Raw genomic sequence first — 25,561 nt, 5'->3', positions numbered from 1 at the left:
TCCTATCGGCTATGTCCAGATGCTTTCGGGCGTCAGGATTTCAAACGGAACGATCCGCTGTTCGACGGAGGATGTGTCCCCATTCTCGACGCGCCGTAACATCACATCGATCAATTGCTGCGGCATCCTGTCGAGGGGAAGCGGCAGCGAGGCGGTAATCAGCCCTTCGTTCAGGCCCTTGCGCGTTTCCGGGCCGATATCGTTGCAGACGATCTTTATGCTGCGCTGCCTTTCCACCGGCAGTTCCCGAAGCGCCCTAAGAACGCCGGATATGCCACCGCCATTGACATAGATCCCCCGGAGGCCGGGTTCAGCAGCGATCATGTCGCGGATGATCACGTAGGCATTTTCAGGCTCTTCGAAAGTTAGCAGCGTTTCCGCCACCTGCAATTCAGGTGTGTTCTCGCGCATGTAGGAGCGGAAGCTGGCATCCGAAACATCCTGACACTGATAACGGTTGCTGCCGATCAGCGGAACGACCACACCCTCGCCCTTCACCGTCTGGCTGAGGAACCATGCCGCAGTCCGACCGCGTTTCCAACTGTCGGTTCCGACGAAACCCGCGCGGCTCGCCGCCGATAGATCGGACACGTAAGTTACCACCGGAACCCCCATGCCCCGCAGCTCGTCGATCGCCTGGCTGACGAGCGGATGATCGGCCGTCACCACCGCAATGGCGCTGCAGGTTTTCCCCATCTTCAGGAGATTGGCGGAAACGGCCTCGGGCGAAAGATCGTCCTCGAAAACCACATCCGGCTCGATAACGCTGTCCGGCCTATGGCGTGCAGCAGCGACGATCCCTTCCGCCCACAACCGGTAGAGCGGCCGATGGGATTGCTGCAGCAGGAAACCGAGCCTGTAGTGGGGCATGGCCTCACGACGCCGGTCCTTGATGGTGCCGAGACCATAAAAACCGATTTCCTCCGCAGCCTTGAGAATCTGGTCGATCGTATCCTGACGCACGGCGGTCGAACCGTGCAGCAGCCGGTTGACCGTGGAGATGCTGACGCCGGCGGCTTTCGCAAGATCGGTAATGGTCGGTCGGCTCATGGCACCTCACAATTGTATCATCGATGAATGACATGGAATGATATGAAATGCAACATTAAATGAAATATAAATTCCATTCTCAGGAAAATGAAAGATATAAATCATCTTGTCATTTTGGCCCATCGGGAGAATGGGCAGGGAGGAAACAATGGCATATTTCAAGAAATTTCTTATAGCGGGCGCGGCATCGCTGGCGATGGCATATGGCGCGTCTGCGGCCAACATCGCCGTTGTCGGCGGTAAAAACGATGATGCGTTCTGGAACCTCATCAAAAAGGGCGTGGATGACGCGCGCCTCGTGGTCGAGGCGAATGGCGGCAAGGTCAATTACCTGCGTCTGCAGACCTATGACAATTTCGCGCCGGATGTCGTGCAGCTCATCCAGACCGCCATCAGCCAGAAGGTCGATGGTCTCGTCATTCCGAACTGGGTGCCGGAAGGCGAGGACCCGGCGATCCGCGAAGCCATCAAGTCCGGCATCAAGGTCATTCTCATGAATGCCGGCGGCCATGAAAAGGCGAAGGAACTCGGTGCGATCAACTATGTCGGTTCCGATGAATATCTGGCGGGCGTCGCCGGTGGCGAATATTTCGCCAAACAGGACAAGAAGAACGTCATCTGCGTCAACACCGTCCCGGGCGCCGCCAATCTCGAAGCCCGATGCAAGGGTGTTCTGGACGGCATCACCAAGGCCGGCGGCAGCGGCAAGCAGCTGCCGCTTCCCGCCACCAGCTTTGGCGATGCCACCGCTGTCGCCGAGGCGATCAAGGCGACGCTGCTTCAGGACAGCAAGATTGACGGCGTCCTCACCATTTCGGCGGGTGACGCGGATTCAGCCGCCATTGGCGTGATGCAGGCCGGCAAAACCGAAACGGCCTTGCTCGGCACCTTCGACCTCAACCAGTCCGGCCTCGACCGCATCAAGGACGGGACACAGGGCTTTGCAATCGACCAGCAGCCCTATCTGCAATCGCTGCTGGCGGTGACGCTTCTGGCCTCAGCCATCGATTTCGGAACCGATCTGCCGACCGCGCCGGTGCTGACCGGCCCCAACATCGTCGACAAATCCAACATCCAGGCCACGCTTGACGGCGTCGCCAAGGGTGCGCGCTGAGCGATGATCCGCGCCCGATCCCGACACCCGGCAATGCCGGCGTTCGGGATCGGCAGGCAAGGGCATCCCCGCAAAACCCAGGGTCAATAGTGGAGTGAACGACGTGAAAAATCTCTCTTTGGGCGACCTTCTGCGTCGCCCGGAATCAGGTGCCTTTCTTGGCCTTGTTTTTGTTCTTGCCTTCTTTGTTGTCTTCGGCAGCATCGAATTCCTGAAACCGGCCGGCGCCGCAAGCTGGCTCAACGTCGCCGCCAATCTCGGCATTGTTGCCATTCCCGTCGGGTTGCTGATGATTTCCGGCGAGCTGGATATTTCCATCGGCGCGATGATCCCGGCCGGTGCGCTGACGGTCGCTATCATCACCGGTTATTATGGCATGCCGATCTGGCTCGGCATCATCGGCGCGCTTGGCCTTGGAGTGCTCGTCGGGCTGATCAACGGCTTTCTGGTCATAAGAACCGTGGTGCCATCCTTAATCGTCACACTCGGCACGCTCTTTGCGGTGCAGGGGCTGATCCTCGGCTTTTCCGTGCTGCTGACCGGAACGACCAGCGTGGCGCTCAGCCCCGCCCAATCCGGCCCCATCGCCAAATTCCTGTTCGGACAGTTTATCGGCGGCAGTTTTCAGGTGAGCATCATCTGGTGGCTACTGCTGACGGCGATCTATATCTTCTATGTCCATTATTCACCCTTCGGAAACTGGATTTTCGCCATGGGCGGCGACCGCGTGAGCGCCCGCAACGCCGGTATTCCTACCGACAAGCTGACGGTGACGCTTTTTGTCCTTTCCTCCGTCAGCGCCTCCTTCGTCGGTGTCTGTCAGGCGATCCTCTTCAATGTCGCCCAGGTTTCGGCCGGCATGACCTTCATCTTTAACTCCATCATCGCGGTCGTCGTGGGCGGGGTGCTGCTGACCGGCGGCTTCGGTTCGGTGATCGGCATATTTCTCGGCACCATCACCTTCGCCATCGTCAACCAGGGCATCTATTTCACTTCGTTTGACCGCAACTGGTCGAGCCTCATCATCGGCGTCATGCTGCTTCTGGCAGTGCTGATGAACAACACCTTCCGTGTCATGGCGCTCACCTATTCGCCGAAGAAGAAGTGAGGCAAGACGATGTCGACACCCATTCTCGAACTCAGAAACGTCAACAAATCCTTCGGCCCGATCGATGTTCTGCACGATATCTCACTGAAGGTGCGCGCCGGCGAGGTGCTCTGCCTGCTTGGCGACAATGGAGCTGGAAAATCCACGCTGATCAAGACGCTGGCCGGCGTCTACCAGCCCAGTTCTGGCGAAGTGCTGATGGATGGAAAGCCGGTCGATTTCGACGGGCCGCGCGATGCGCAGCGCATGGGCATTTCCACCGTGCACCAGTTCGGCGGGACCTTTCCGCTGATGAGCATTGGTCGCTCCTTCTTCATCGGCGCGGAACCGACCAAGGGTTTCTGGCCTTTCCGGATCTACGACCGCAAGAGAGCAAACGAAATCGCCGTCAAGGCGGTGCAGGAGTTCGGCATCACCCGCATCGATGACGGCGACCGCCTGATCGGCGGCCTTTCCGGCGGCGAGCGGCAATCGCTCGCCATCGCCCGCGCGGTGCATTTTGGTGCACGCGTTCTGATCCTCGATGAGCCAACCGCGGCGCTGGGCGTGAAACAGGCGTCCCATGTCCTGCGCATCGTGCTGGAAGCGCGCAAGCGGGGCATCGCAGTGATCTTCATCACCCATCAGGTCACCCATGCGATTGCCGTCGGCGACCATTTCGCCGTGCTCATTCGCGGCGCGGTCGCCGCCAATTTCCGCAAGGGTGAAAAATCCCGCGAGGAAATCACCGATCTGATGGCCGGCGGTGAAGCGCTCGCCGACCTCGGCGCGGAGGTGGAAAATTACATGGCCAGCCATGACGGCCATCCGCCGCAGCCACCCTCGAATTAAGACATAAAGCAAGGATCAAGACCGATGAAGATCGCCATCGACCCACACATGCATCGTTTCACCAGCCTCGATGAGCTTCCGGCCAAAGTGAAGGAACTCGGCTACGACTGGATCGAACTCAGCCCGCGCGCGGATTTCCTCGAATGGTTCAAGGCGCCGCGCGTCTTTCCCGAGCGGATCAGGTCTTTCAAGAAGGCGCTGAAGGACGCCGATGTCGGCATCGCCTCTTTGCTGCCCATGTATCGCTGGGCTTCCAATGATGAGACCGAACGGCAGGCGGCAGTGAAACACTGGAAGCGCGCCATTGAGATCGCCATCGAACTGGAGGTCGACACGATGAACTCCGAGTTCGGCCGTGGTCCGCATCCCGACAAGGGGTCATGTTATTGCTGCCATACCGGCTCGATGATCGAGGCCTGCGAGGACGCCTGGTGGCGCTCGATGGAAGAGCTGGTGCCGATCTTCGAGCGCGAGAACATCAACCTGCATGTCGAGCCGCATCCCGAGGACTGGTGCGAGACATTGCAGCCGGCGCTGGACATCATCCGCACGGTCAATTCGAAGAATGTGAAGTTCCTCTATTGCGCACCGCACACCTTCTATTTCGGCGACGACACCAAGGCGATGCTGCGCGAAGCGAAGGATGTGCTGGCGCATGTGCATGTGGGCGACACCTTCAACCACAAGGCCAGCTCCGGGCTTCGCTATATCCTCAATCCGCCGGGCACACAGGCGCGGGTGCACCAGCACCTGAATATTGGCCAGGGCGAGGTGCCGTGGGACGATTTCTTCGGCACGCTCGCTGAAATCGGCTTCGACGGCATCATGACCTCCTGCGTCTTCGCCTGGGAGGACAGGGCCGATGAATCGAGCCGGTTCATGCGCGCCAAGATGCAGGACTATATCGACCTCTATTTCAAGAAATGACGCGGCAAACCGGCGCTGAGCCCGAGGCGGACCCCGCCTCCCGCCGCGGCCATTCGCAACATCAAATGGAAAGACGACTGACATGATCAACGGAGAAAGACTGATTTCGCGCCCGCTGCGCTGGGCCATGGTGGGCGGCGGACGCACGGGACAGGTGGGCTACAAGCACCGCACCGGCGCCCTGCGCGACGGCAACTACCAGCTCGTCGCGGGCGCCTTCGACCTCGATGCCGAACGAGGCAGAGACTTCGGCGTCAATCTCGGCGTGGCGGCGGAACGCTGCTATGCGGACTACAAGGCGCTGATTGCCGGCGAGACGACGCGCGAAGACGGTGTGGACGTCGTCTCCATCGCCACCCCCAATTTCACCCATTACGAGATCACCAAGGCCTGCCTTGAAGCGGGGCTGCATGTCATCTGCGAAAAACCGCTGTTCTTCACCGTGGCGGAATGCGAGGAAGTGGCGCGGCTGGCCGAACAGAAGGGTCTGATCGTCGGCGTCACCTATGGTTTTACCGGGCACCCGCTCGTCCACCAGATGGCGGCCATGGTCAAAAAAGGAATGCTGGGCGACATCCGCATCGTCGACCTGCAATATACCCACGGCTTCAACGCCGGTGACGATGTGGACGCGGGCGAGGCCGTCAAATGGCGCACCAATCCCCGCACCGCCGGCCCGACCTTCGTGCTGGGCGATATCGGCACGCATCTCTATTATCTCTCGGAAGTCGTGCTGCCGCATATGAAGGTGGAACGGCTGCTCTGCGACCGCAAGGCCTTCATCCCCACGCGCGCGCCGCTGGAAGACCACGCCACCGTCCTGATGCATTATGACAATGGCGCGCGCGGCCGCCTCTGGGTCTCCTCCGTCAATGCCGGCAATATGGGGTCGCAGCGTTACCGTTTCGTCGGCTCCAAGGCGTCGCTCGAATGGTCCGATTCCCATCCCGACCAGCTGATCTACGAAGTTCAGGGCGAACCCGGCCGCATCATGCACCATGGCATGCCCTATCTGGAACAGGAAAGCCTCGCCATCGACCGCATGGGCGCGCTGCATACTGAAGGTCTCGGGGACAGCTGGTCGAACATCTATCTCTGGATCGCCCAGGCGATCGACGCGGCAAATCGCAGCGATCAGGCTTTCCTGAAAACCCACCATTATCCCGGCATCACGGCTGGCACGGAAGGCGTCCGCTGGTTGGAAAACTGCGTCCGTTCGGCCGATGCCGGCGCCGCCTGGATCGACTTCGCATAACCAGTTTGGGGGCGCGCCGGACCACTCTCCCGTCCTCCTCCTCCTGAAGCGCGTCCCCATGCCTTTTTTAGAAAGACGACACGATGAAACTCGCAATTTGTACCGACGTCATGGCAAACCTGCCCTTCACCGAAATGCTCGACAAATGTGTCACGCTCGGCGTCGAGGGCATCGAGATGACTGGCGGCGGCTGGTCCAGCGGCCCACATTTCCGGGCGGACGAACTTCTGGCGGACAAGGGGCTGCTCAAGTCCAAACTAAAGGAAATCGAGGCCCGCGGCCTCGAGATCGCCGCGCTGAATTGCTCTGCCAATCCGCTAGATCCCGGCGATATGGGCAAGCGCCACCTGAGGGAAATGCAGGACACGGTTCGGTTGGCGGGCGAAATCGGCGTGACGAAGATCGTCACCATGTCCGGTCTGCCGGAGGCTGCACCCGGCGACACGGTGCCGAACTGGCTCGTCTACACCAAGAGCTGGCCGAACGAGATGCCGGAGCGCGACCGTTACCAGTGGGAAGATCGCGCCTTCCCACTCTGGCACGGGCTCGTGAAGCTCGCCAAGGAAGCGGGCGTTGAAAAATATGCGCTCGAGAATTTCTCGGCCATGCTCGTCTGGAACCCGGAAACCCTGTTTCGCCTGCGCAACGAGGTTGGCCCGACGGTCGGCATGAATCTCGATCCGTCACACCTGATGTGGATGGGGGCCGACCCCATCGCGTCTGCCCGGGCACTCGGCAGCGCGATCCACCATTGCCATGGCAAGGACACCCGCATCGAACGCGGGCTGGCCGATGTGAACGGCCTGCTGGAGCTGAAAGAGGTGACTGACGTCGCCAACCGCAGCTGGAATTATGTGGCTGTCGGCGCCGGCCATGACCTGCAATGGTGGAAGGAATTTTTCTCCGTGGTACGCATGGCCGGTTACAATGGCTGGGTGAGTCTCGAAATGGAGGATTTCACCATGTCCACCGAGGCAGGCATCCAGTCCTCCATCGATGCCCTGCAAGCCACCATCAGCCGCTGAAGCTAAGCCCCGGGCCGCAGAGCGCGGCCCGGCACCAATCGCGCCACGAGGATGCCATGACCAACCCGATCACCATTACCACCGCTCCCTGCTGCTGGGGCGTCGATGACGTCAAAAATCCCCATCTGCCCCATTGGGAAAAGGTGCTGGATGAGGCGAATGCCGCCGGTTTCGGCGGGCTGGAACTTGGCCCCTATGGCTATCTGCCGCTCGATCTCAGCCGCGTTTCGCAGGCGCTGGACGAGCGCGGCCTTAAGATCGTTGCCGGCACGATCTTCGACGATCTGGTCTCACCTGACAACCGCGACAACCTGCTGCGCCAGACCGACGAAATCTGCGCGCTGATCACCCGCCTGCCAAAACCGGAAACCCATGCCGGCCAGCGTTTTCCCGCCCCCTATCTGACGGTCATGGACTGGGGCCATGACGAACGCGACTACGCCGCCGGCCATTCCGACAGCGCACCGCGCCTCGATAAAGCCGCATGGCGGGGGATGGTCGAAAACATCCGCGCCATCGCAACGCTCGCCCGCGACACATACGGCGTGCGTGCCACCATTCATCCGCATGCCGGCGGCTACATCGAATTTGCCGATGAGTTGCAGCAGATCGTTGAGGACATTCCCGCCGATCTCGCGGGCCTGTGCCTCGATACCGGCCATATGGCCTATTCCGGCATGGACCCCGCCGCCACGCTCCGCCGCTATTGGGACCGCGTCGATTACATTCATTTCAAGGATATCGACGCCACGGTTTTTCAAGAGGTGATGGGGGAGCATATCCGCTTCTTCGAGGCCTGCGCCAAGGGCGTCATGTGCCCGATCGGCCGCGGCTCTATCGATTACCCAGCCATTCGCAGCCTTCTGACGGAACTCGGTTACGGCGGTTACATCACCATCGAGCAGGAACGCGACCCGCGCAACGCCGGCAGCATTCTGGATGACCTTGCAGCCAGCAGGGTGTTTCTTGCCAAAAGCGGTTTCTGAACCGAACGGAGTAAAACCGTGACGCTTCGCGAGAAGTCGAGCCAACACACTACGGCAATCGAAATAATGGTCGTTTCCGGCACATAAGATGCTCTCAGCCTAAAAACACATGCATTTATCCGTCACATCCATGTAAAAGCCACATTGGAATATGAGCTGAAGTTGCAAGACAATTTAGCCTTGGTTGGCAATACCTCTGGGCAAACCCAAGGTGCGTACCCATAAGCTGAAGCGATCGTTTTCTTTGTATTTTCATGGTGATACGATGATGACCCGCCGCCAGACACTGCTTTTTGCCGCGGCTGCCACAGCCGGCCTTTCGTCCTCGGCCCAACGGGGCCGGACAGCAGGCCCGTCAGCCCGTGGCACCGGTTTTTGGTATCCTGAGGAAACCGAACCACATGAACGCACTTTCATGCAGTGGCCGGTGAACCCTGCCGTGCATGACGATCCCGATTTTCTTGACGATCTTCAGAAAACCATCGCGAAAATCGCCAACACCATAGCAGAATTTGAGCCGGTCGTGATGCTGGCCGCAGCGCAGCACCATGGTGCAATCCGTAAACAGGTATCGCGCAACGTCGACTTATGGGACATTCCGACGGATGATCTGTGGTGTCGCGATTCCGGGCCGTCCTTTGTTGTGGATGGCAAGGGTGGGCTCGCCATCACGCAGCTCAACTTCAACGGCTGGGGCAACAAGCAAACCCACAATGCCGACGGAAAGATTGCCGCGCGAATAGCCGAACGTATGGGCCTTCCGATTTTTGACGCAGGGCTGGTGGGCGAGGCTGGAGGAGTGGAAACCGACGGCCACGGCACCTTGATCGCCCATGAAAGCAGCTTCATCAATATCAATCGCAACCGGGGCGACAAGGCCGAAATCGAACGGCTGCTGCTCGACACGATGGGCGCGCGCAAGATGTTGTGGGCACCCGGAATCATCGGTGCCGATATCACCGATTACCACATCGATGCACTCGCCCGTTTCGTCAAGCCCGGCCAATTGCTGATCCAGATGGGAGACAAGATCGACCACGATGATCCGTGGTCGATCGCCGCCTTCGAAACCCATGACATTCTGGCCGCAGCCACCGATGCCGAGGGCCGAAAGCTGGACATGGTCATTTTGCCGGAACCCTACGATATTCGTGCTGACAGCGCCGATTTCGTATCTTCCTATGTCAATTATTATGTCTGCAACGGTGCGGTCATCGCCGCTGAATTCGGCGACCGGGAAGCCGACGAACGAGCCGCAGCCATTCTTGGCAAGCTTTATCCCGGCCGTGAGATCATCACGTTAAATATCGACCCGGTGGGTGAGGTAGGCGGCGGCATCCATTGCGCCACCCATGAGCAACCTAAAGTCTGATCACGCGCGGCTCATGTGCCTTTGACGGCCAGATGTATGGGAAGATCGAAGGCGGCAGGAAAATGGCGCCGATGACTAAAATGACTTCGACGCCACTCAACCAATCCACTGGCAAGAACCGGCACTTAGACCTTCAGGCTTCGACAGGCTCGTGAACATCATCCAGAAGAAAATGCACGATCACATAACGAGTCGTGTATTTCTGACCGCTGTCGGACACGCTCTCGACGCTGCCACCGTCGGAGGGATGCCATTTCTGGTAATGAGGGTTGTTGGCAATCAGCGTAATCGCCTTGCCCGAAAGCCGGCCGTTCAACCGATAGCGAGCTTCTGCCAGGGGCCAAATCTTCTCAAAATCCTGTTGGCTGATACGGGCTTTCAAGGCCTTTCTGGATATCGTTTCCCCGGGCGAACCATCTTTGTGCTCCATCGGTGGAATATGCAGGTCAACCTCTTCCGCGCCGTCCAGCAGAAAGGCAAATTCGTCTGGCCACATCCGTCTCACGTATCGCTCCTCCCAAAGCTCGCCGTCCTTTACGACACAATTATGATAGCGCCTCCACCGCGAGAGGCAATGGCGGATATGAACCTGCGCGTGCCTGCGTCCCCCTGTTCTTCCAGATCGATGCCGCGTGATCTCCAATTGTTATCGAAGATCCCGCATCGGATGCCCTTGCATGGCATCGATCTTCACTAGGGGACGACGCATCCTCCCATCAGCGGCTTCATATAGTCCGGGGGCATGGAAATGCCGAGTATGGACATAGCCATTTCCAGCAGCATCAAAGATCGCATAAGTTCAAAAAATCGCGGGAAAACCTTGCTTGCCCAAGGCAAATTATGGCGGAGAGGGTGGGATTCGAACCCACGATACCCTTGCAGGTATGCCGCATTTCGAGTGCGGTGCATTCGACCACTCTGCCACCTCTCCGCATGCGCGAACGCTTGCGTTGCGCGCTCCTCATAAACATCAATAGCCGGGCTGACAAGGGAAATTTCGTGTTTGTGTCACAAATTATTCGTCATGGACGATGGTGGAGAAACGCTTCGGCTTTTGGCGGTTTTCGTGAATGTTTTTAATGTGACGCGTCTCGGCCTAGAAGCATGCACCTCATGTCCGACCGCGGTGTTAGAGCCGTTGATAGCGCCGTAGGATTTCCATAATTCGGCCGTCCTGGTCCGGATCGGGCAACAGAGCCGGCTGGCGGCTGGCGCCGACGGAGGGGTCTTGAAGATAGAGCGAGCGCTTGACCATGGCGGGCGCAAAACCGAGCGCGTAGAGGTCAGTGCGGAAGGCTGTGTAGATCGCCTGCTGGCGTTCAGCCTCAGTGACATTGCCGGCGTTGAATGCATTGAGAATGCAGGCAAGCACATCCGGCATGGCGTTGCCAAGGCCGGAAATACAGCCTGCCGCGCCGTTCTGCAACGACCACAGAACAAGGTGATCCGGGCCGGAATAGACCTCGAAACCGGATATTTCCTTCGCCACCTGGAGATAGGCCTCCAGCGTCTGCTGCGCGCCACCGGAATCCTTGATGCCGGCGATATTGCCATGGGTTGCAAGTTTGCGCGCGGTTTCCGGCTCTATGTGATTCTGGGTGCGGGCGGGGATATCGTAGAGATAGGTCGGGGTCTCAACGGCATCGGCCACCGTCGAGAAATGGCGGATCAGGCCGTCTTGCGTGCATGCGATGAAAAAGGGCGTGATAACGGCGATACCATCGACGCCGATACGGTCGAAGGCTTTGGCAAGCTGTATGGTCTCGAATGTGGCGGGCATGCCGGCATTGACGATGACTTTGGCGCGACCGGCCACTTCGTCCACCACTTCTTCGGTGAGGCGGATTTTTTCCTCATGGGTCAGCGCGGTAAAATCGCCGTTGGTGCCCGCGCACATGATGTTGTTGCCGGCCGCCACCTGGCGGTGCACCTGCGCGCGCGTGGCTTCGTAATTGATCGTTTCGTCCTCGTTGAAACAGGTGACGAGCGCGACGAAGGCTTGTTTGGTCATGAAAGAACTCCACTTGAATTTCCGATGACATGGCCGGCATCCGCCGGGCTGCGCGCGGAATGCATATCGGGGTCGGGATCGAGGCTCGCCGAAAGCAGCGCGCGGGTATACTCCTCGCGCGGCGCCTCGAAAACCTGCCGGACGCTGCCGAATTCCACTACCTCGCCGCGCTGCATAACCATGACGTGATCGGCAAAATCCCGAACCACCGGCAAATCATGCGCGATGAAGATGAAAGAGAGGCCCATTTCGCGGCGCAGCTTGTCCAGAAGCGCGATGACCTGCGCCTGAACCGAGACGTCAAGCGCCGAGACTGCCTCGTCACAGATGATGAGCTTCGGCTCCAGCGCCAAGGCGCGGGCAATGGCGATCCTTTGCCGCTGGCCACCGGAGAACTGGTGGGGATAACGGCGCATATGTTCCGGAGACAGGCCGACCTGATGCAGCAGTTCCGCGGCGCGTTCGCGCCATCTTGCCCTGGGCAATATGTCCGGGTGGATGACCCAGGCTTCGGAGATGAGCTGAAATACCGTCATGCGTGGGTTGAGCGATTGGGTGGGGTCCTGAAAAACCATCTGCAGGTCACGCCTGAGCGCGAAAAGCTCCGCCGGCGAAAGCTGGAAGAGATCCCGCCCCTTCCACAGGGCGCTGCCGGCATCCGGCTCGTCGAGCCGCAGCAGAATGCGCGCCAGCGTTGACTTGCCGGAACCGCTTTCCCCAACGACGGCAATGGTCTCGCCGGCCATCAGGTCGAAGGAAACACCCTTCAAGGCCTCAAAGGCGCCGTAGCGCTTGCGCACATCGCGCACGCTGAGCAAAGGTTCCCCCCCTGCTTTCGGTTCGTGCATTTCGCCCCGGCCGGGGGCGGCGCTGATAAGCTTGCGGGTATAGGGGTGCTGAGGGTTGCGGTAAACCTCGCGAACGGTGCCGGCCTCCACCAGCACGCCCTTCTCCATCACCACTACCCGGTCGGCGATTTCGGCAACGACGCCGAGATCATGGGTGATGATGAGTACGGCCATACCGGTTTCCCGCTGCAGCTCCTTGAGCAGGGACAGCACCTCCGCCTGCACCGTCACGTCAAGCGCCGTGGTCGGTTCGTCGGCGATCAGCAGGTCGGGCTGCAGCGCCAGCGCCATGGCGATCATGACGCGCTGGCGTTGGCCGCCGGAAAATTCATGCGGATATTTCCTCAAGGCGCCATCCGGATCGGGAATGCCGACACGCGCGACAAGCCGCCTTGCCTCCGCCTCAGCTTCCGCCTTGCCCATGCCATGGGTGGTCATCGCCTCACGGATCTGCCAGCCGACGGTATAGACGGGATTGAGATGGCTGAGCGGATCCTGAAAGATCATGGCGATGCGCCGGCCGTTGACCTCGCGGCGCGCTTCTGCCGGCATGGTCAGAAGGTCTTTGCCGTCAAGCAATATCTGGCCGCTGCTGATATGTCCGGGCGGCATGTCGATGAGGTTCATAATGGCTGAGGACGATACCGATTTGCCGGAGCCGCTTTCACCGAGGATCGCCAGCGTTTCGCCACGGTCGATATGGTAGGAAACATCCTTGACCGCATGGACGACACCGCTTGCGGTGTGAAACTCCACGGAAAGATTGCGCACGTCGAGAAGATGGTCAGCCATGCTTGCGGCCTTTCATTTCCAGCCGCCAGCGTTGCACGGGGTCCAGCGCGATGCGCAGCCAGTTGGAAAGCAGGTTGAGCGACAGGGTGGTGAGGATGATGGCAAGGCCCGGCCAGAAGGACAGCCACCAGGCATTAGTGAGATATTGCCGCCCCTGCGAGATCATCAGGCCCCAGGTGATTTCCGGCGGCTGAATGCCGATGCCAAGGAAAGACAATGCGCTTTCCGCCAGCATTACATAAGCGAAATCGAGCGTCGCAAGCGTCGTCAGCGTTGGCAGCACCACGGGCAAGATGTGGCGGAACAGAATGCGTTTTCCCGATGCGCCCATCACCCTTGCCGCCTGCACGAACATGCGCTCGCGCACCTCCAGCACCTCGGCCCTTGTGGTGCGGATGTAAACGGGAATGCGGGTGATCGCCAGAACAAGCATCAGGTTGAGGATGGAGGAACCGAGCAGATAAAGCACGATGACCGCGATCAGCAGCGACGGAAACGACATGATCACATCGGCAAGCCGCATGATGATCTGGCCGACGCGGTTTGAGGAAAAACCGGCGATGAGGCCAAGCACTGTGCCGGTGACAGCGGAGAGAAGCACGGCGCCGGGGGCGATCATCAGCGTGTTTTGCGTGGCGGCGATGATACGAGCCAGAAGCGAGCGGCCGAGCGCATCCGCTCCCAGCCAGAAGTACCATTCACGCTGCCAGTCGAAGGGGGCGAGATTGCGTCCGCGCAGGTTCTGTTTCGTCGCGAGATCGCCAAGCCAGGCCGGGCCGACAAAGGCAAGTATGACGATGACGATGAGGAAAATCGCGGCACAGAGCGCGAATTTATCCGCCCACAACATGCGCAGCATGCGCGTTGCAAAGGACGGCTCGTCGATGATCTCAGTATCGGCGTTCAAAAGGCTCATGGCTGAATGGCCTCCTCAGTGCCGGATACGCGGATCGAGCAGCGCATAGGCGATATCGATCAGCAGGTTCATCAGGAAGATCGCCAGCGCCGTCACGAGAATGGCGGCCAGAACGACATTGAAATCGCGCTGAAGAATGGAATCGATCATCAGCTTGCCGACACCCGGAAACCCGAAGATGGTTTCAACGATGACGGCGCCATTGAGAAGGCTTGCGGCCTGATCGCCGATGACGGTGATGACGGGAAGCATGGCGTTGCGCAGGGCATGGATGAAGATGATCGGCCCGGATTTCACACCCTTGGCGCGCGCCGTTTTCACGTAAGCCGACGACAAAGCCCCGATCATCGAGCCGCGCACCACCTGCACGATGATACCGAAGGGGCGCACGAACAACACCGAGATCGGCAATATCCAGTGCAGCACCGAGCCCGTGCCTGATGTGGGCAGCCATGCGAGATTGACGGAAAAAACGACGATCGCCACGATGGCCAACCAGAAATCCGGAACCGAAGCGCCGACGAGCGAAATGGTCGAGGCCATGCGGTCGAAAAAGCCACCGGACCGGAAAGCCGCAAGCGAGCCGACAACGATGGCCGCAGTGGTAACCAGCGACATGGTGATGACCGCGAGCCAGAGCGTCCAGTTGAAAGCCTCCAGCACCACATCCAGCGCCGGACGGGCTTTTCGGAGCGATTCACCCAGATCACCCGTCATCACATCACCCGCATAACGCAGGAATTGCACCATCAGCGGATCGTTCAGCCCATGCAGCGCGCGAAACTGCTGCTTCAATTCCTCCGAAGCCTCCACCGGCAAAAACAGCGCGGCCGGATCACCCGTCAGGCGGGAGAGGAAGAAAACCATCACGATGAGGCCGATCAGGGAGATCAGGCTCGCAACGGAACGTTTTCGGATGAAGCTCAGCATGGTTGCCTCCGGGTTTCAACGCGGCGGCAAGGCTTTCGCCCTGCCGCCGCTCATTGGCTTAAGGTTCGGGGCTTTATTTGATGCCGATTTCCGAAAGCTGCAGCATCGAGTTGGTGGCAATGGTGGGCTTGAAGTCCAGACGTTCGGAAACGCGGGAGAAACCGACCATATGGAACAGCAGCACATCGGCCACGACATCATCATGCAAATAGGCGATGAGCTCGGACCAGAGCTTGGCGCGCTCGTCACCAACAGCTGCGGAGGCGCGTTCGATCAGGTCATCCACCTTGGGGTCCGAGAAGCCGGACTGCGTGCCCTTGGTGGCATATTTGAAGAACATGGTGAAAGACGGATCGCCCTTGGAATTGTCGTGCATCGCGGCGACGATCTGCGGTCCACGACCTTCCTTGAAAGGCTTGGAATAATAGCTCTCGTGTTCGGCCACTTCCACGAATTTCAGGTCGATCTTGAAGCCGACATCCTGCAATTGCTGCTGGATCGCCTCCATGATTTCGGTGACATTCGGGAAATTCGCCGTGCGTGCGATGATGGTGATCGGCGTATCCACCTTCACACCGGCAGCTTTCGCTTCTTCCAGCAGCTTCTTTGCGCCGTCAGGGTCGTAAGGGAAAACCTTGACGTCGGGGTTCCAGCCAAGCGTCGTCGGCGGAACCAGCGCGGTCGCCAGCACTGCACCTTCCGGAACCAGCGTGCCGAGGAAGGCCTGACGGTCGATGGCGAGGTTGAGCGCGCGGCGCACCCGCACATCGTTTAGCGGCGCGATGTTGTGGTCGAGGCGCATATAAACCGTCTCGCTATCGAGATAGGAAAAATCGGTCTTCGAATTGGTCGCGTCGAGCTGGGAAATGGAGGGCGAAAGATCGGCCTCGCCGGTCTGCACCATGGCAGCGCGAACCGAAGGATCGGCACGGAAAAGATATGTCGCTTCCGTCACCTGTGGCTTCTTGCCCCAATAATCGTCACGTGCAGTCAGAACGATCTGCTGGCCCGGCGTCCAGTTGGTCAGCTTGTAAGGTCCGGTACCGACAGGCTCGCGGATGAATTCCATCTTGGTTTCTTCAGGAACGATGGTGACCAGCGACATCAGCAACGGCAGAATGGGTTGGGCCGGGTCTGTCTTGAAGTCGATGGTGTGGTCGTCAACAATCGAAGGCGTCACCGTCATACCACCGAAATAACGGCGGGATTCGCAGGCGTTCTTGTCGCTCATGATACGCTCGAAGCTGTGCTTCACGTCCTTGGCGTCGAAGGTGGTGCCGTCAGAGAACTTCACGCCTTCACGCAGATGGAAACGCCAGCTTCCATCGGCATTCTGCTCCCATTTTTCGGCAAGCCGCGGCTGAACGCCGTTCTTGCCGCGCACATCAAGCTCGGTCAGCGTCTCGCTGACATTTTCCATGATGATGCGGCCAATGTTGGAGCGGGTCGCCATGCAGGGCTCCAGCAGGTCAGCCTCTTCCGCCAGCACGATCTTGATCGGCCCCGATGCCGCAAGCGCCGGCGAAACCGCGGCGCTGAGGGAACCCAAAACAAGGGCGCCCGCAATCAATGACTTCTTCATTCCGTTCTCCTCCCAGATCAGAAATTCAGCAACATGGCGGCGTGCCGCAAGGGGTTTTAAAAAAAGCCCCGCCTCCTGCATCGAGGAGCATGGCGTGCGGATGATCGTCTCCTCCACCCGTGAACAGAGCATCGACGCTATCACATTTTTTGTCAATTTATTTTTCGTAAGCATTTTTTATTCGCGCCATAATAACAATTTTTATTATTTTAAAACAGATAATTAGATAAAATAATCAAAACCTATAAGATCCGTTTTTTGTCTAAATAAACTTGACAACTTTTCAACTATGCCATTTTCATCAGGCCAAGAGGAGACCACGATGACCCCTGATGACATCGCTCACGCCATGACCGGAGCCATCCGCGCCACGTCAGAAAAACGGCAGGAAGCGCTTCTGCCGTCGCCGATGATCCAGAACCACGCAAGCTTTCTGCACTTGGCTGATGACGGCGCTTTGCTGTGCGCGTGGTTCGGCGGCACGCTGGAAGGAAAATCGGATATTTCGATCTTCGCTTCCGTGCTGATGCCCGGCGCTACCAGCTGGGGCGCACCACAGCGCCTGAGCCACGATCCTGCCCATTCCGAACAGAACCCGGTTCTTTTCACCGCGCCGGATGGCGCCCTCTGGCTGTTTCACACCGCCCAGCCCTCCGGCAATCAAGACGAATGCCGCATCCGCATGGCGCGTGTTACCCGTGATGCGACGGCACCGGAAAAGCTCATCTCCGAAGAGGGGCGTTTTCTCGATCTTCCGAAGGGCTGCTTCATCCGCGCGCCGCTGCGCATTCGTGATGACGGCGCCTGGCTGCTGCCGATCTTCCGCTGCATCCAGCGCCCCGGCCAGAAATGGAACGGCAGCCATGATACGGCAGCGCTTGGCATATCCAAGGACAATGGCCTGACGTGGCACTTGCAAGACCTAGGAGATTCGACCGGCTGCGTGCATATGAGTCCTGTTGCGGGCAGTAATACGCGCTATTCCGCCTTCTTCCGTCGCCGGCAGGCCGATTTCGTTTATCGCACGGAAAGCGCCGATGGCGGCCGCTCCTGGTCAAAGCCACAGCCGACCGACGTGCCGAACAACAATTCCTCCATCGCCGCAATCAGGCTCGGTGACGGTCGGCTGGCGATGATCTGCAATCCCGTCAGCGCTGCGCAATCGAGCGACCGGCGCGCCTCGCTTTATGACGAGCTTGGAGAGGATGACGGCAGGCCGGAGGCCGATCCGACAGGCGGATGTGTGCCCGTCTGGGGCGTGCCGCGCGCGCCGGTTTCCATCTGCATCTCCGATGACGATGGGCGCAGCTTCCCCATCCGTATCCTGATCGAAGATGGTCCAGGCACCTGCCTGTCGAACGATTCGACTGACGGCCGCAATCTGGAAATGTCCTATCCATGGCTTCTGGAAGCGCCGGACGGTACGCTGCACGCAAGCTACACCTATCATCGCCGCGCAATCAAATATGTCCGGCTGGCGCCCGGCTGGGCCGAGGCCAAGGACGAGGAAAAAAGATGAGCAATATTATTGGCATCACCATGGGCGACCCCTGCGGCGTAGGCCCTGAGGTCACCGTCAGGGCGCTGGCTGAAATGTCCGCGCCTGACCGGGCCGCGACGCGGATTTACGGCAACCTCGCAACGCTTCTGGCGGCGCGGGATGCGCTTGGCGTTGACATTGATCTCTCGCAGCATGTGGTTGACCTGCCCATCGAGGGCGCGCCGCTGCCCTGGGGTACACTGTCGCCGGTCGCTGGTGACGCCGCTTTCCGTTTCATCGAAAAGGCCGTTCGTGATGCAGAAGCGGGCGCAATCGGCTGTATCGTCACCGCACCGATCAACAAGGAGGCGCTTAACCTTGCCGGTCACCATTATGACGGCCACACCGGCATGCTGCGCAGCCTCACCGGCTCTTCGGCCGCCTATATGCTGCTTGCCTCCGAACGGCTGAAGGTCATCCACGTATCGACCCATGTCTCCCTGCAAGACGCCATTCGCCGGGCGACGACGGAGCGGGTGCTGGCGACCATCCGCGCCGGCAATGCCCACCTGAAGCGCATCGGTTACGAGCGGCCGCGCATCGCGGTTGCCGGCATCAATCCGCATTGCGGTGAAAACGGTCTGTTCGGCACCGAAGATGACGATCAGATCGCCCCGGCAGTCGCCGCCGCACGCGCGGAAGGCATCGAGGTGCAGGGGCCGATTTCCGCCGATACCGTGTTTCACCGGGCCTATTCCGGCGCTTTCGATCTCGTCGTGGCGCAATATCACGATCAGGGCCATATCCCGATCAAGCTCGTGGCCTTCGATACCGCCGTCAACGTTTCGGTCGATCTGCCGATAGATCGCACCTCCGTCGATCACGGCACGGCCTTCGACATTGCCGGCAAGGGCATCGCCAATCACGGCAACATGAATGAGGCCATCGCCTATGCCCGCAAGCTCGTGGCGGGCAAGAGCGCGAAAGGATAAACACCATGTCCATAGCTCCCATTCTCCTCCATCAGCCACGCAGACTCGCCGTTGGCGCAGGCACCATCGCGCAGGTCGGCGCCTTCGCCGGCAAAACCGCGTCGACCCTGGTGATCGCCACGCCACTGACGGCGAAATTCGTCGACCGTCTGCAATTGCAGGGCCCATTCACGGTCTTCGATGCCATTCCCGGCGAGCCGGACACGGCGACACTCAATGCAGCATTGACGGCAGCACGCGCCGCCAAACCCGATCTCGTCATCGGCCTCGGCGGCGGTTCCGTGATGGATGTGGCAAAGCTGGTCTCCGCATTGTGGAATTCCAACCAGACGCTCGAACAGGTGGCCGGACCGAACAGGGTTACAGGGCGCGATACACGGTTGGTGCAAATAGCCACCACTGCGGGCACCGGCTCGGAGGCCGGTATCCGCTCGCTGATCACCGATCCCGTCAAGGGCAACAAGATCGCGGTCGAAAGCCCCTATCTCATCGCGGATTTCGCGGTTCTCGATCCGGAGCTGACCTATTCCGTGCCATCAGCCGTGACGGCAGCGACGGGCGTGGATGCCATGGCCCATTGTGTCGAAGCCTTCACCAACCGCAAGGCTCACCCGATGATCGACGGGTTTGCCCGCATGGGCTTCGCGCTGGTCGGCAAATATCTGGCGCGCGCCGTTCGAGATGGCGCGGATACTGAAGCCCGTGAGGGAATGATGCTTGCCTCCTATTATGGCGGCATCTGCCTCGGCCCGGTCAATACGGCGGCCGGCCACGCCATCGCCTATCCGCTCGGCACGCTTCTCAACCTGCCACACGGACTGGCGAATGCCATCGTTTTTCCGCATGTTCTGGCCTTCAACCAGCCTGCGGTTTCAGCAAAAACAGCGGAAGTGGCAGATGCGCTGGGGCTTCGCGAGCATCTTTCGCCTGATGATCTGCGCAAGGCGGCAACGGATTTCTGCGCCGGGCTCGGCATCGAAATGTCGCTGGCAAGGCATGGAGCGACAGAGACCGATCTTCCCCGTTATGCCGAGGACGCACACGCCATCCGCCGGCTGATGGACAATAATCCGGTCGATATGAGCCTTGAAGATGTACTCGGCATTTACCGCCGCGCCTTTTGAAAGAATGGCCGGCGCGCCTCCGGGCGCATCGGCCTCAATCCGAATGCGAAGACTCGAACAGACGGTCGCGCGATCCCGTTAGATGCTGGAGCATCAACTGACGCGCCGCCTCGGCATCTCCATCGGCTATAGCCTTCGCAATGGCCTCATGCTCGGCAAAAACGCGCGTCAGGCCGGAGGCCTCGCGCTTTACCGACATGCCGTGGAACTTCATTCCCATCGCGATATGATCTTTCAGAGCCTCCATCGCGGTGGAGAAATAACTGTTCCTGGCCGCCCGCGCGATGGCGAGGTGGAACTGGTAGTCGGCATCCTCGCGGTGGGACTGGCGATTGGTGGCGTCCCGCATCAATTCGAGCGCCTTTTTGATCGCCGCAAGCCTCTCGCCATCATGCCGTAATGCCGCCGCAGCGGCCGCGGCCGGCTCCAGCGTCAGCCGGAATTCGTAACAATTCAGAAGGTCGGCGACATTTTCCAGCTGGCCGAAGCCGAGCGGCTCGCGCAGGCCGAAAGCCCGCACATAGCTGCCGGACCCTCTTCGGGAATAGATAAATCCCTGCTCGCGCAGCCGCCGCAGCGCCTCACGCACCACCGGCCTTGAGACCTCGAATTCCATCGCGAGTTCGTGTTCTGTCGGCAGCCGTTCGTCCGGCTTGTAAGCACCGGATTTGATCGCCCTGTGCATTCTCTCGAAAATAATGTCCGGAAGTGCCTTGCGCGCCGTTTCTTTCATCAACCCCATCTGGTCAGCTCTCTCCAGCGTCGTTTACGCCAAGCATCATTTTCGCAATGTGTTTCAACGTGTCAGCTTGCCCAAAACCGCCGGACTTCGCAATGATGCATTGGTCGCCACACCAGCCGACGCCCAGGCCCGGCAGACATTCGCCGGCAAGACGCAGCCGCGAAATGCCCATGGCGCGCAGCACGGCTTCGGCCGTGGCCCCGCCCGACAGAAGCAGCCTGCCAGCACCTGCCGTGAAGTGCGGCACGACGCCCTCCGCCAGCCGATCGGAAACGATAAGCGGTGAAAGATCTTCTGCCCCTTGCGTTGCACGAACAAGTGTCAGGCCGGAACCATCATATGCATGGGAAGGCACGGCACCATTGGGCGCATCGATAATCGACGCAAGCCCGGCACGCTCAAGCGCTTCCATTTGCTCTACCGTAATCGGATCACGCGAACCAACGACGAAAAGTCCCTTGCCGGCCGGAATGATCGCCGTTTCGGGAACAGTCCGCCCCGTCATTACTTCAGCCAGCGCCTCGGCAAGCCCGCGCGCGCCGACCAGAAGATCGACGCCTTTAGCCTGTGCGGCGACAAGAGCTTCCCGGATGTCGCCCTGCGATCGCGTGTCGGGTATCGTGCAGCGACCAGCATGTCCGCCGAGCTTTTCATGAACCGGAATGACGACATCAATGCCAAAGCCGGATACGGACCCGCCAACAACGATACGTCCAAAATCAGGGATGGCGGGCGCGACAAGCGCGTGCCGATAGGACATCGCATCCATTTCAACCGCAATATGCCCCTTCAGCCGGGAATCGACCTTCTTGAACAGAATGGTATCCGCTGGAACCAGCGCCAATAGTGACCGCGTGCGCTGCCCGGCTTCATCCGCATCACCGTCACGACAACCCAGATTGACGCTGAGAACAGCAGGCGCATCCGCCAGTGCTGAGGGTACACCGTCAAGCCCGATCGCAACCTCAGTCGCCAGCCCGCGCCCGGCAAAGGGTGCGGCGGCGTCGAGAGCGCCTGTCAAATCATCGGCGAAAATCAGCAGCACGGGCGGAGCTTTCAAAAAGTTGTAATGTTTTACCTCAATAAATTTATTTATAATCAATAGATAAACAGATGTGAATAACAAAAATTATTATGCAGGCTCTCGGATTGGCTTGCTGGCTATGAAGAGGCCCGCCGGGCCATCGCCGAATTCAGAAACGATGGAGACAAACGGCAAACGCGGCCCGCCGGCATGCAGATCCGCAGGCAAGGCGAAAGACGACAAACAGGATGTCGCCGCTAGATGAACCGGAAAGGCAGCCCTGAGATAAGCGCTTTGACAAAACGCTTCTTTTGAAAGCGCCCGTTCAGCGAAACACGCGGCAACTGCGTTGGCTTTTCGAGGCTATGAGGGCCAAGAACACCAGCCTGCGTGGTGACCGCCACGGAAAACCCCGCGTCAAGCACCGCCTGCGCCTCACGCTCTGCCACGGCCTTTGTCCAGCCATAGGGATAAGAAAAGGATTGTGGCCGACGGCCGACATAAGCCTCTAACCGGCGGGTCGATTCCCTGATCTCTTGCGCCAGACGCGCGGCATCTATCTTGCGCATGTTCACATGCGTCATGGTGTGCGCGCCGAAATGCACCAGAGGATCGTCCGACAGCGCCCTGAGTTCGTCCGCATCCATGACAAGCTCATCCACGATCGCTATGGGATCGATGCCGTGCTGCCTCGCGACGCGGTCGATCCTTTCCACTGCCTCATCCTCTGAAAAGTTCTGCACGAAATTCTCCAGGCGCGTGAATGCTTCCGCCTTCTGCTGAGGCGTGGCGGATGTCACAGGCTCCGACCCAGAGCCGAAATCGAAGTCAAACGATGCGGCTTTTTGCGTCAACGCAGCCGCGGTTTCCCACCACAGGCTGCGCGTCCGCTCAACAAAACCCGGTGTGATGAAAATCGTGTAGGGAATGGCATATTTGCGGAAGACCGGCGCGGCATGATCGGCATTATTGCGATAACCGTCATCAAGCGTGAAGGCGCAAAAAGACTGGCCTTCGCGATTGTCGGCAAGCAGCGCCGGTAAATCGTGCAGGTGGACGGGAACGAGACCACATTCGAGTGCGGCCTGTATCGCCTCTTCCAGAAACTGAGGCGTGACGGACAATTGCACATTGGGCGCAAAAGGCGAGATGGCCGCCCCCGGGCGCACATGATGAAGCGTAAAGATCACGCCACGCCCGGCAAGGGACGGAAATGCGGCGCGGATCACGGGCAGAGAACTCGCCTCCAGCCCGGCCCTTATGGCTCCGTATTTCAAGAGGCGCTTTACCGGCTGCCAGGAAACCGTTGCGGATTGTTTTGACTTCAGGCCGGGTAGAACCCGTTTTTTGACGACTCTCCACGCGGTGAGCGGCAGATCGATAAGACCCGGCAAGGGATCATTCAGTGCAAAAGCGGCCCAGCTGCGGACCTTGCCCAGAGACGCAACGTAGTCGCCGATATCTGCCTTGCCGCGCCAGCTTAATGTAAAGGCGGCAACCGCATCACGGACAAGATAGGACCACGACACACCTTGTCGCACAGTCTGGGACTGGCCGGCCGGTACGCCATTGGCAACCTGCCACAATAACGCGCCAAGATCGACGCCCGCCGCCGAACTGAGCCCGAACCACGACCATGGGCGCGGATTGACATCGAGAAGCTTCAGCGAACCATCCCTGCCGTCGAATTTGAATTCCACCTCGACCAGACCGCTGTGGCAGGCCGATTTTAATATCGTCCGGGCCGCCTCGGTCGCCTGATGGTTGTCGACAACCTCGACGCAGGTGCTGGTATATCCGAAATCAACGGGATATTGACGCGTGCGCCGGGCGGTGAATTCGGCAACCGGTTCTCCGTCGCGCCATAGCGCCGCATAGGAAAACTGGCTTTCTCCACCGCCAGGAATGAGTTCCTGCACCACGACATTGCCTGCGCCTATCTCCGCGCTCGCATCGGCAAAGGCAGTTTTCAGCGCCTGCCGGTCATCGGCGCGAACGACCTTCGCCCGGGAGATCACGGTGTCGCCGCCACCCATATTCGGCTTGAGAATGACGGGAAACGTCGCGTCCAGCGCATCGATGTCAGCGGTCGATGTCAGCGCATAGGTTCGGGGAAAGCTGACGCCAAGCGCCGCCGCGCGTTTGTAGAGCAGCGGCTTCTCACACAACCATTGCAGGGATTGCCATTCCGGCAGGATGATTTTGTAAAGGGCGGAGAGTTCTTCGCGATGTTGTGAAACGAGCTGTACCTCGCCATCCCCGGATGGCACGAGCAGACAGCCCTTCAGATGATGCTTTTCGGCCATTTCCCGCAAAAACGGCAACGCCCCGGCATCGTGCGGGCCGGCCCAGCGGATCGTCTCCCGCACGAAACGCGACCAGCCCGGTAGGGGTGAATCATGGGTGAGATAATAAACAGGCACATTCAGGGCGCCAAGGCTGCGGGCAAGGGCAAGCGTGCCGTGAGCGCCGCCGACAATAACAACACCTGGAATGGTCAAAGCCTGATCCCCGTCCTATTCCGTACCTTGATCGCAAAAATTGATAAATAAATTGGATATTTCTAAAGTATTGAGCGGTCGACGATCGAACTGCCGGAGCCGAAGCGCTTCTTACTCTCCTGAGCTTCTTTCAGCGCTTCGGAATTTGCTTCGAACTGAACGGGAACCGCCTCACGCGTCTTTGCGGACGGGGCGCGGCTCGCCATTGTCGTCCACCGCGACCATGATGAAGACGGCTTCCGTGACCTTTTCGCGCGAATCCTGATAATGCCTGCGGGTCCAAGCCTCGATCTTGAGCGTGACTGAGGTGCGCCCAACCTTCTCTATCCGGGTATAGACGCACAATGTATCGCCGATCTTGACCGGCTTCTTGAAGACGATTTCATTAACAGCCACGGTCACGGTGCGGCCGCCGGCCACATCATTGGCGCGGACGAAAGCGGCAAGGTCCATTTGCGACATCACCCAGCCGCCGAAAATATCGCCGGCCGGATTGGCGTCGGCGGGCATCGCAAGCGTTCTGAGGGTGAGTTCCATATCGGCGGGCGGTTGCTGGTCCATATGTCAAATTCCTTTCACAAACCTCCCGCTGCCGGACTTAGACAACCGCGCTTCATCAGCCAATAGCTGATTTATCGCGGCAGCCCTTCCAAAACAGCAAGGAATCACAAAGCCATCGTAAGCTTCGGTTAACCATGATGGGGCACGATTCCAAAAAACGCGAGGGCGTGCGAATGGCCTATGACTGGAGTGGGAACAACACGATACAGCAACGTTACGACCGCATCATTGTGGTGGTCGCAAGCGTTATCGCCGTTAGTCTGGCGACCGGAACCATTGCCCTGCGTTCGCAGGCGGGACCGGAGACCACCATAAATCTCGCCAAACAACAGCGGCTCGACCTGGAAAAATGGCATTTGCGGCTGTGATCAGCAGCGACCAACCCAAAAG

At 59.4% G+C, this 25,561-nt stretch carries 23 protein-coding genes and 1 tRNA gene; 12 read left to right on the top strand and 12 right to left on the bottom strand.

Annotated features, from left to right (window positions below; genetic code table 11):
• Positions 1-9: 9 nt before the first annotated feature.
• Complete coding sequence (locus AKG12_RS14765; RefSeq protein ID WP_052819393.1) at positions 10-1,050, bottom strand: LacI family DNA-binding transcriptional regulator; 1,041 nt, start codon at positions 1,048-1,050, stop codon at positions 10-12.
• A gap of 148 nt (positions 1,051-1,198) precedes the next feature.
• Between AKG12_RS14765 and AKG12_RS14760 the strand changes: the two genes are divergently transcribed.
• From AKG12_RS14760 to AKG12_RS14725, 8 genes are all read left to right on the top strand, one after another.
• Positions 1,199-2,164: a substrate-binding domain-containing protein gene (locus tag AKG12_RS14760; protein ID WP_052819392.1), complete on the top strand. Its 966-nt coding sequence runs from the start codon at positions 1,199-1,201 to the stop codon at positions 2,162-2,164.
• A 103-nt stretch (positions 2,165-2,267) separates the two neighbouring features.
• Positions 2,268-3,272 (top strand): ABC transporter permease, encoded by a 1,005-nt coding sequence (locus AKG12_RS14755; protein ID WP_052819679.1) that lies wholly within the window; start codon positions 2,268-2,270, stop codon positions 3,270-3,272.
• Positions 3,273-3,281: 9 nt separating this feature from the next.
• Positions 3,282-4,103, top strand: coding sequence for an ATP-binding cassette domain-containing protein (locus tag AKG12_RS14750; RefSeq protein WP_052819391.1), 822 nt, complete (start codon positions 3,282-3,284; stop codon positions 4,101-4,103).
• A gap of 24 nt (positions 4,104-4,127) precedes the next feature.
• Positions 4,128-5,030, top strand: coding sequence for a sugar phosphate isomerase/epimerase family protein (locus AKG12_RS14745; RefSeq protein ID WP_052819390.1), 903 nt, complete (start codon positions 4,128-4,130; stop codon positions 5,028-5,030).
• A gap of 82 nt (positions 5,031-5,112) precedes the next feature.
• Positions 5,113-6,285 carry a Gfo/Idh/MocA family protein gene (locus tag AKG12_RS14740; RefSeq protein ID WP_052819389.1) on the top strand — a complete coding sequence of 391 codons (1,173 nt, stop codon included), beginning with the start codon at positions 5,113-5,115 and terminating at the stop codon, positions 6,283-6,285.
• 83 nt (positions 6,286-6,368) lie between these two features.
• Positions 6,369-7,310 (top strand): sugar phosphate isomerase/epimerase family protein, encoded by a 942-nt coding sequence (locus AKG12_RS14735; RefSeq protein ID WP_052819388.1) that lies wholly within the window; start codon positions 6,369-6,371, stop codon positions 7,308-7,310.
• A gap of 56 nt (positions 7,311-7,366) precedes the next feature.
• Entirely contained in the window at positions 7,367-8,296 is a 930-nt protein-coding gene (locus AKG12_RS14730) for a sugar phosphate isomerase/epimerase family protein (protein WP_052819387.1), read from the top strand.
• A 265-nt stretch (positions 8,297-8,561) separates the two neighbouring features.
• Entirely contained in the window at positions 8,562-9,668 is a 1,107-nt protein-coding gene (locus tag AKG12_RS14725; RefSeq protein WP_156316056.1) for an agmatine deiminase family protein, read from the top strand.
• 133 nt (positions 9,669-9,801) lie between these two features.
• Here the strand turns inward: AKG12_RS14725 and AKG12_RS14720 are convergent, their stop codons facing one another.
• The 7 genes from AKG12_RS14720 to AKG12_RS14690 all read right to left on the bottom strand — a co-directional run bounded on the left by AKG12_RS14720 (position 9,802) and on the right by AKG12_RS14690 (position 16,747).
• Complete coding sequence (locus AKG12_RS14720) at positions 9,802-10,164, bottom strand: hypothetical protein (RefSeq protein WP_052819386.1); 363 nt, start codon at positions 10,162-10,164, stop codon at positions 9,802-9,804.
• Positions 10,165-10,509: 345 nt separating this feature from the next.
• Positions 10,510-10,599: transfer RNA gene (locus AKG12_RS14715), tRNA-Ser, on the bottom strand.
• Between the two features lie 198 nt (positions 10,600-10,797).
• Positions 10,798-11,679, bottom strand: a complete 882-nt coding sequence (locus AKG12_RS14710) for a dihydrodipicolinate synthase family protein (protein ID WP_052819385.1) — start codon at positions 11,677-11,679, stop codon at positions 10,798-10,800.
• Positions 11,676-13,319: an ABC transporter ATP-binding protein gene (locus AKG12_RS14705; RefSeq protein ID WP_052819384.1), complete on the bottom strand. Its 1,644-nt coding sequence runs from the start codon at positions 13,317-13,319 to the stop codon at positions 11,676-11,678. The genes AKG12_RS14710 and AKG12_RS14705 overlap by 4 nt, the downstream gene beginning before the upstream one ends.
• On the bottom strand, positions 13,312-14,235 hold the full coding sequence (locus AKG12_RS14700; protein ID WP_052819383.1) for an ABC transporter permease: 924 nt from the start codon (positions 14,233-14,235) through the stop codon (positions 13,312-13,314). Before AKG12_RS14700 ends, AKG12_RS14705 begins: the two co-directional genes overlap by 8 nt.
• Positions 14,236-14,250: 15 nt before the next feature.
• Positions 14,251-15,165: an ABC transporter permease gene (locus AKG12_RS14695; protein ID WP_052819382.1), complete on the bottom strand. Its 915-nt coding sequence runs from the start codon at positions 15,163-15,165 to the stop codon at positions 14,251-14,253.
• A gap of 73 nt (positions 15,166-15,238) precedes the next feature.
• Complete coding sequence (locus AKG12_RS14690) at positions 15,239-16,747, bottom strand: ABC transporter substrate-binding protein (RefSeq protein WP_046800045.1); 1,509 nt, start codon at positions 16,745-16,747, stop codon at positions 15,239-15,241.
• 322 nt (positions 16,748-17,069) lie between these two features.
• On the opposite strand from AKG12_RS14690, the gene AKG12_RS14685 reads away from it, so the two are divergent.
• From AKG12_RS14685 to AKG12_RS14675, 3 genes are read left to right on the top strand one after another with little or no spacing between them, the layout of a single operon-like run.
• Positions 17,070-18,266, top strand: a complete 1,197-nt coding sequence (locus AKG12_RS14685; RefSeq protein ID WP_052819381.1) for a sialidase family protein — start codon at positions 17,070-17,072, stop codon at positions 18,264-18,266.
• A complete protein-coding gene (gene pdxA, locus AKG12_RS14680) occupies positions 18,263-19,219 on the top strand; it encodes a 4-hydroxythreonine-4-phosphate dehydrogenase PdxA (protein WP_046798990.1) in 957 nt (318 codons plus the stop codon). Before AKG12_RS14685 ends, pdxA begins: the two co-directional genes overlap by 4 nt.
• A gap of 5 nt (positions 19,220-19,224) precedes the next feature.
• On the top strand, positions 19,225-20,343 hold the full coding sequence (locus tag AKG12_RS14675) for an iron-containing alcohol dehydrogenase (protein WP_082178867.1): 1,119 nt from the start codon (positions 19,225-19,227) through the stop codon (positions 20,341-20,343).
• Between the two features lie 34 nt (positions 20,344-20,377).
• Here the strand turns inward: AKG12_RS14675 and AKG12_RS14670 are convergent, their stop codons facing one another.
• From AKG12_RS14670 to AKG12_RS14655, 4 genes are all read right to left on the bottom strand, one after another.
• The gene (locus tag AKG12_RS14670; RefSeq protein WP_046798992.1) at positions 20,378-21,085 is read right to left on the bottom strand and encodes a FadR/GntR family transcriptional regulator; all 708 of its coding nucleotides are present in this window, start codon (positions 21,083-21,085) and stop codon (positions 20,378-20,380) included.
• Positions 21,086-21,089: 4 nt separating this feature from the next.
• Entirely contained in the window at positions 21,090-22,130 is a 1,041-nt protein-coding gene (locus AKG12_RS14665; protein ID WP_052819379.1) for a four-carbon acid sugar kinase family protein, read from the bottom strand.
• A 236-nt stretch (positions 22,131-22,366) separates the two neighbouring features.
• Entirely contained in the window at positions 22,367-24,610 is a 2,244-nt protein-coding gene (locus tag AKG12_RS14660; RefSeq protein ID WP_052819378.1) for a polysaccharide deacetylase family protein, read from the bottom strand.
• A gap of 171 nt (positions 24,611-24,781) precedes the next feature.
• Positions 24,782-25,171 carry an acyl-CoA thioesterase gene (locus AKG12_RS14655; protein ID WP_046798994.1) on the bottom strand — a complete coding sequence of 130 codons (390 nt, stop codon included), beginning with the start codon at positions 25,169-25,171 and terminating at the stop codon, positions 24,782-24,784.
• 173 nt (positions 25,172-25,344) lie between these two features.
• On the opposite strand from AKG12_RS14655, the gene AKG12_RS14650 reads away from it, so the two are divergent.
• Positions 25,345-25,539 carry a hypothetical protein gene (locus AKG12_RS14650; RefSeq protein WP_046799408.1) on the top strand — a complete coding sequence of 65 codons (195 nt, stop codon included), beginning with the start codon at positions 25,345-25,347 and terminating at the stop codon, positions 25,537-25,539.
• Positions 25,540-25,561: the final 22 nt, after the last annotated feature.

Origin of the sequence: Agrobacterium sp. SUL3, from assembly GCF_001263295.1 — a bacterium.
Taxonomy (GTDB): Bacteria; Pseudomonadota; Alphaproteobacteria; order Rhizobiales; family Rhizobiaceae; genus Agrobacterium; species Agrobacterium tomkonis.
Note: the sequence above shows the minus strand (reverse complement) of the source record. Positions and strands in the feature narration are given on the sequence as shown.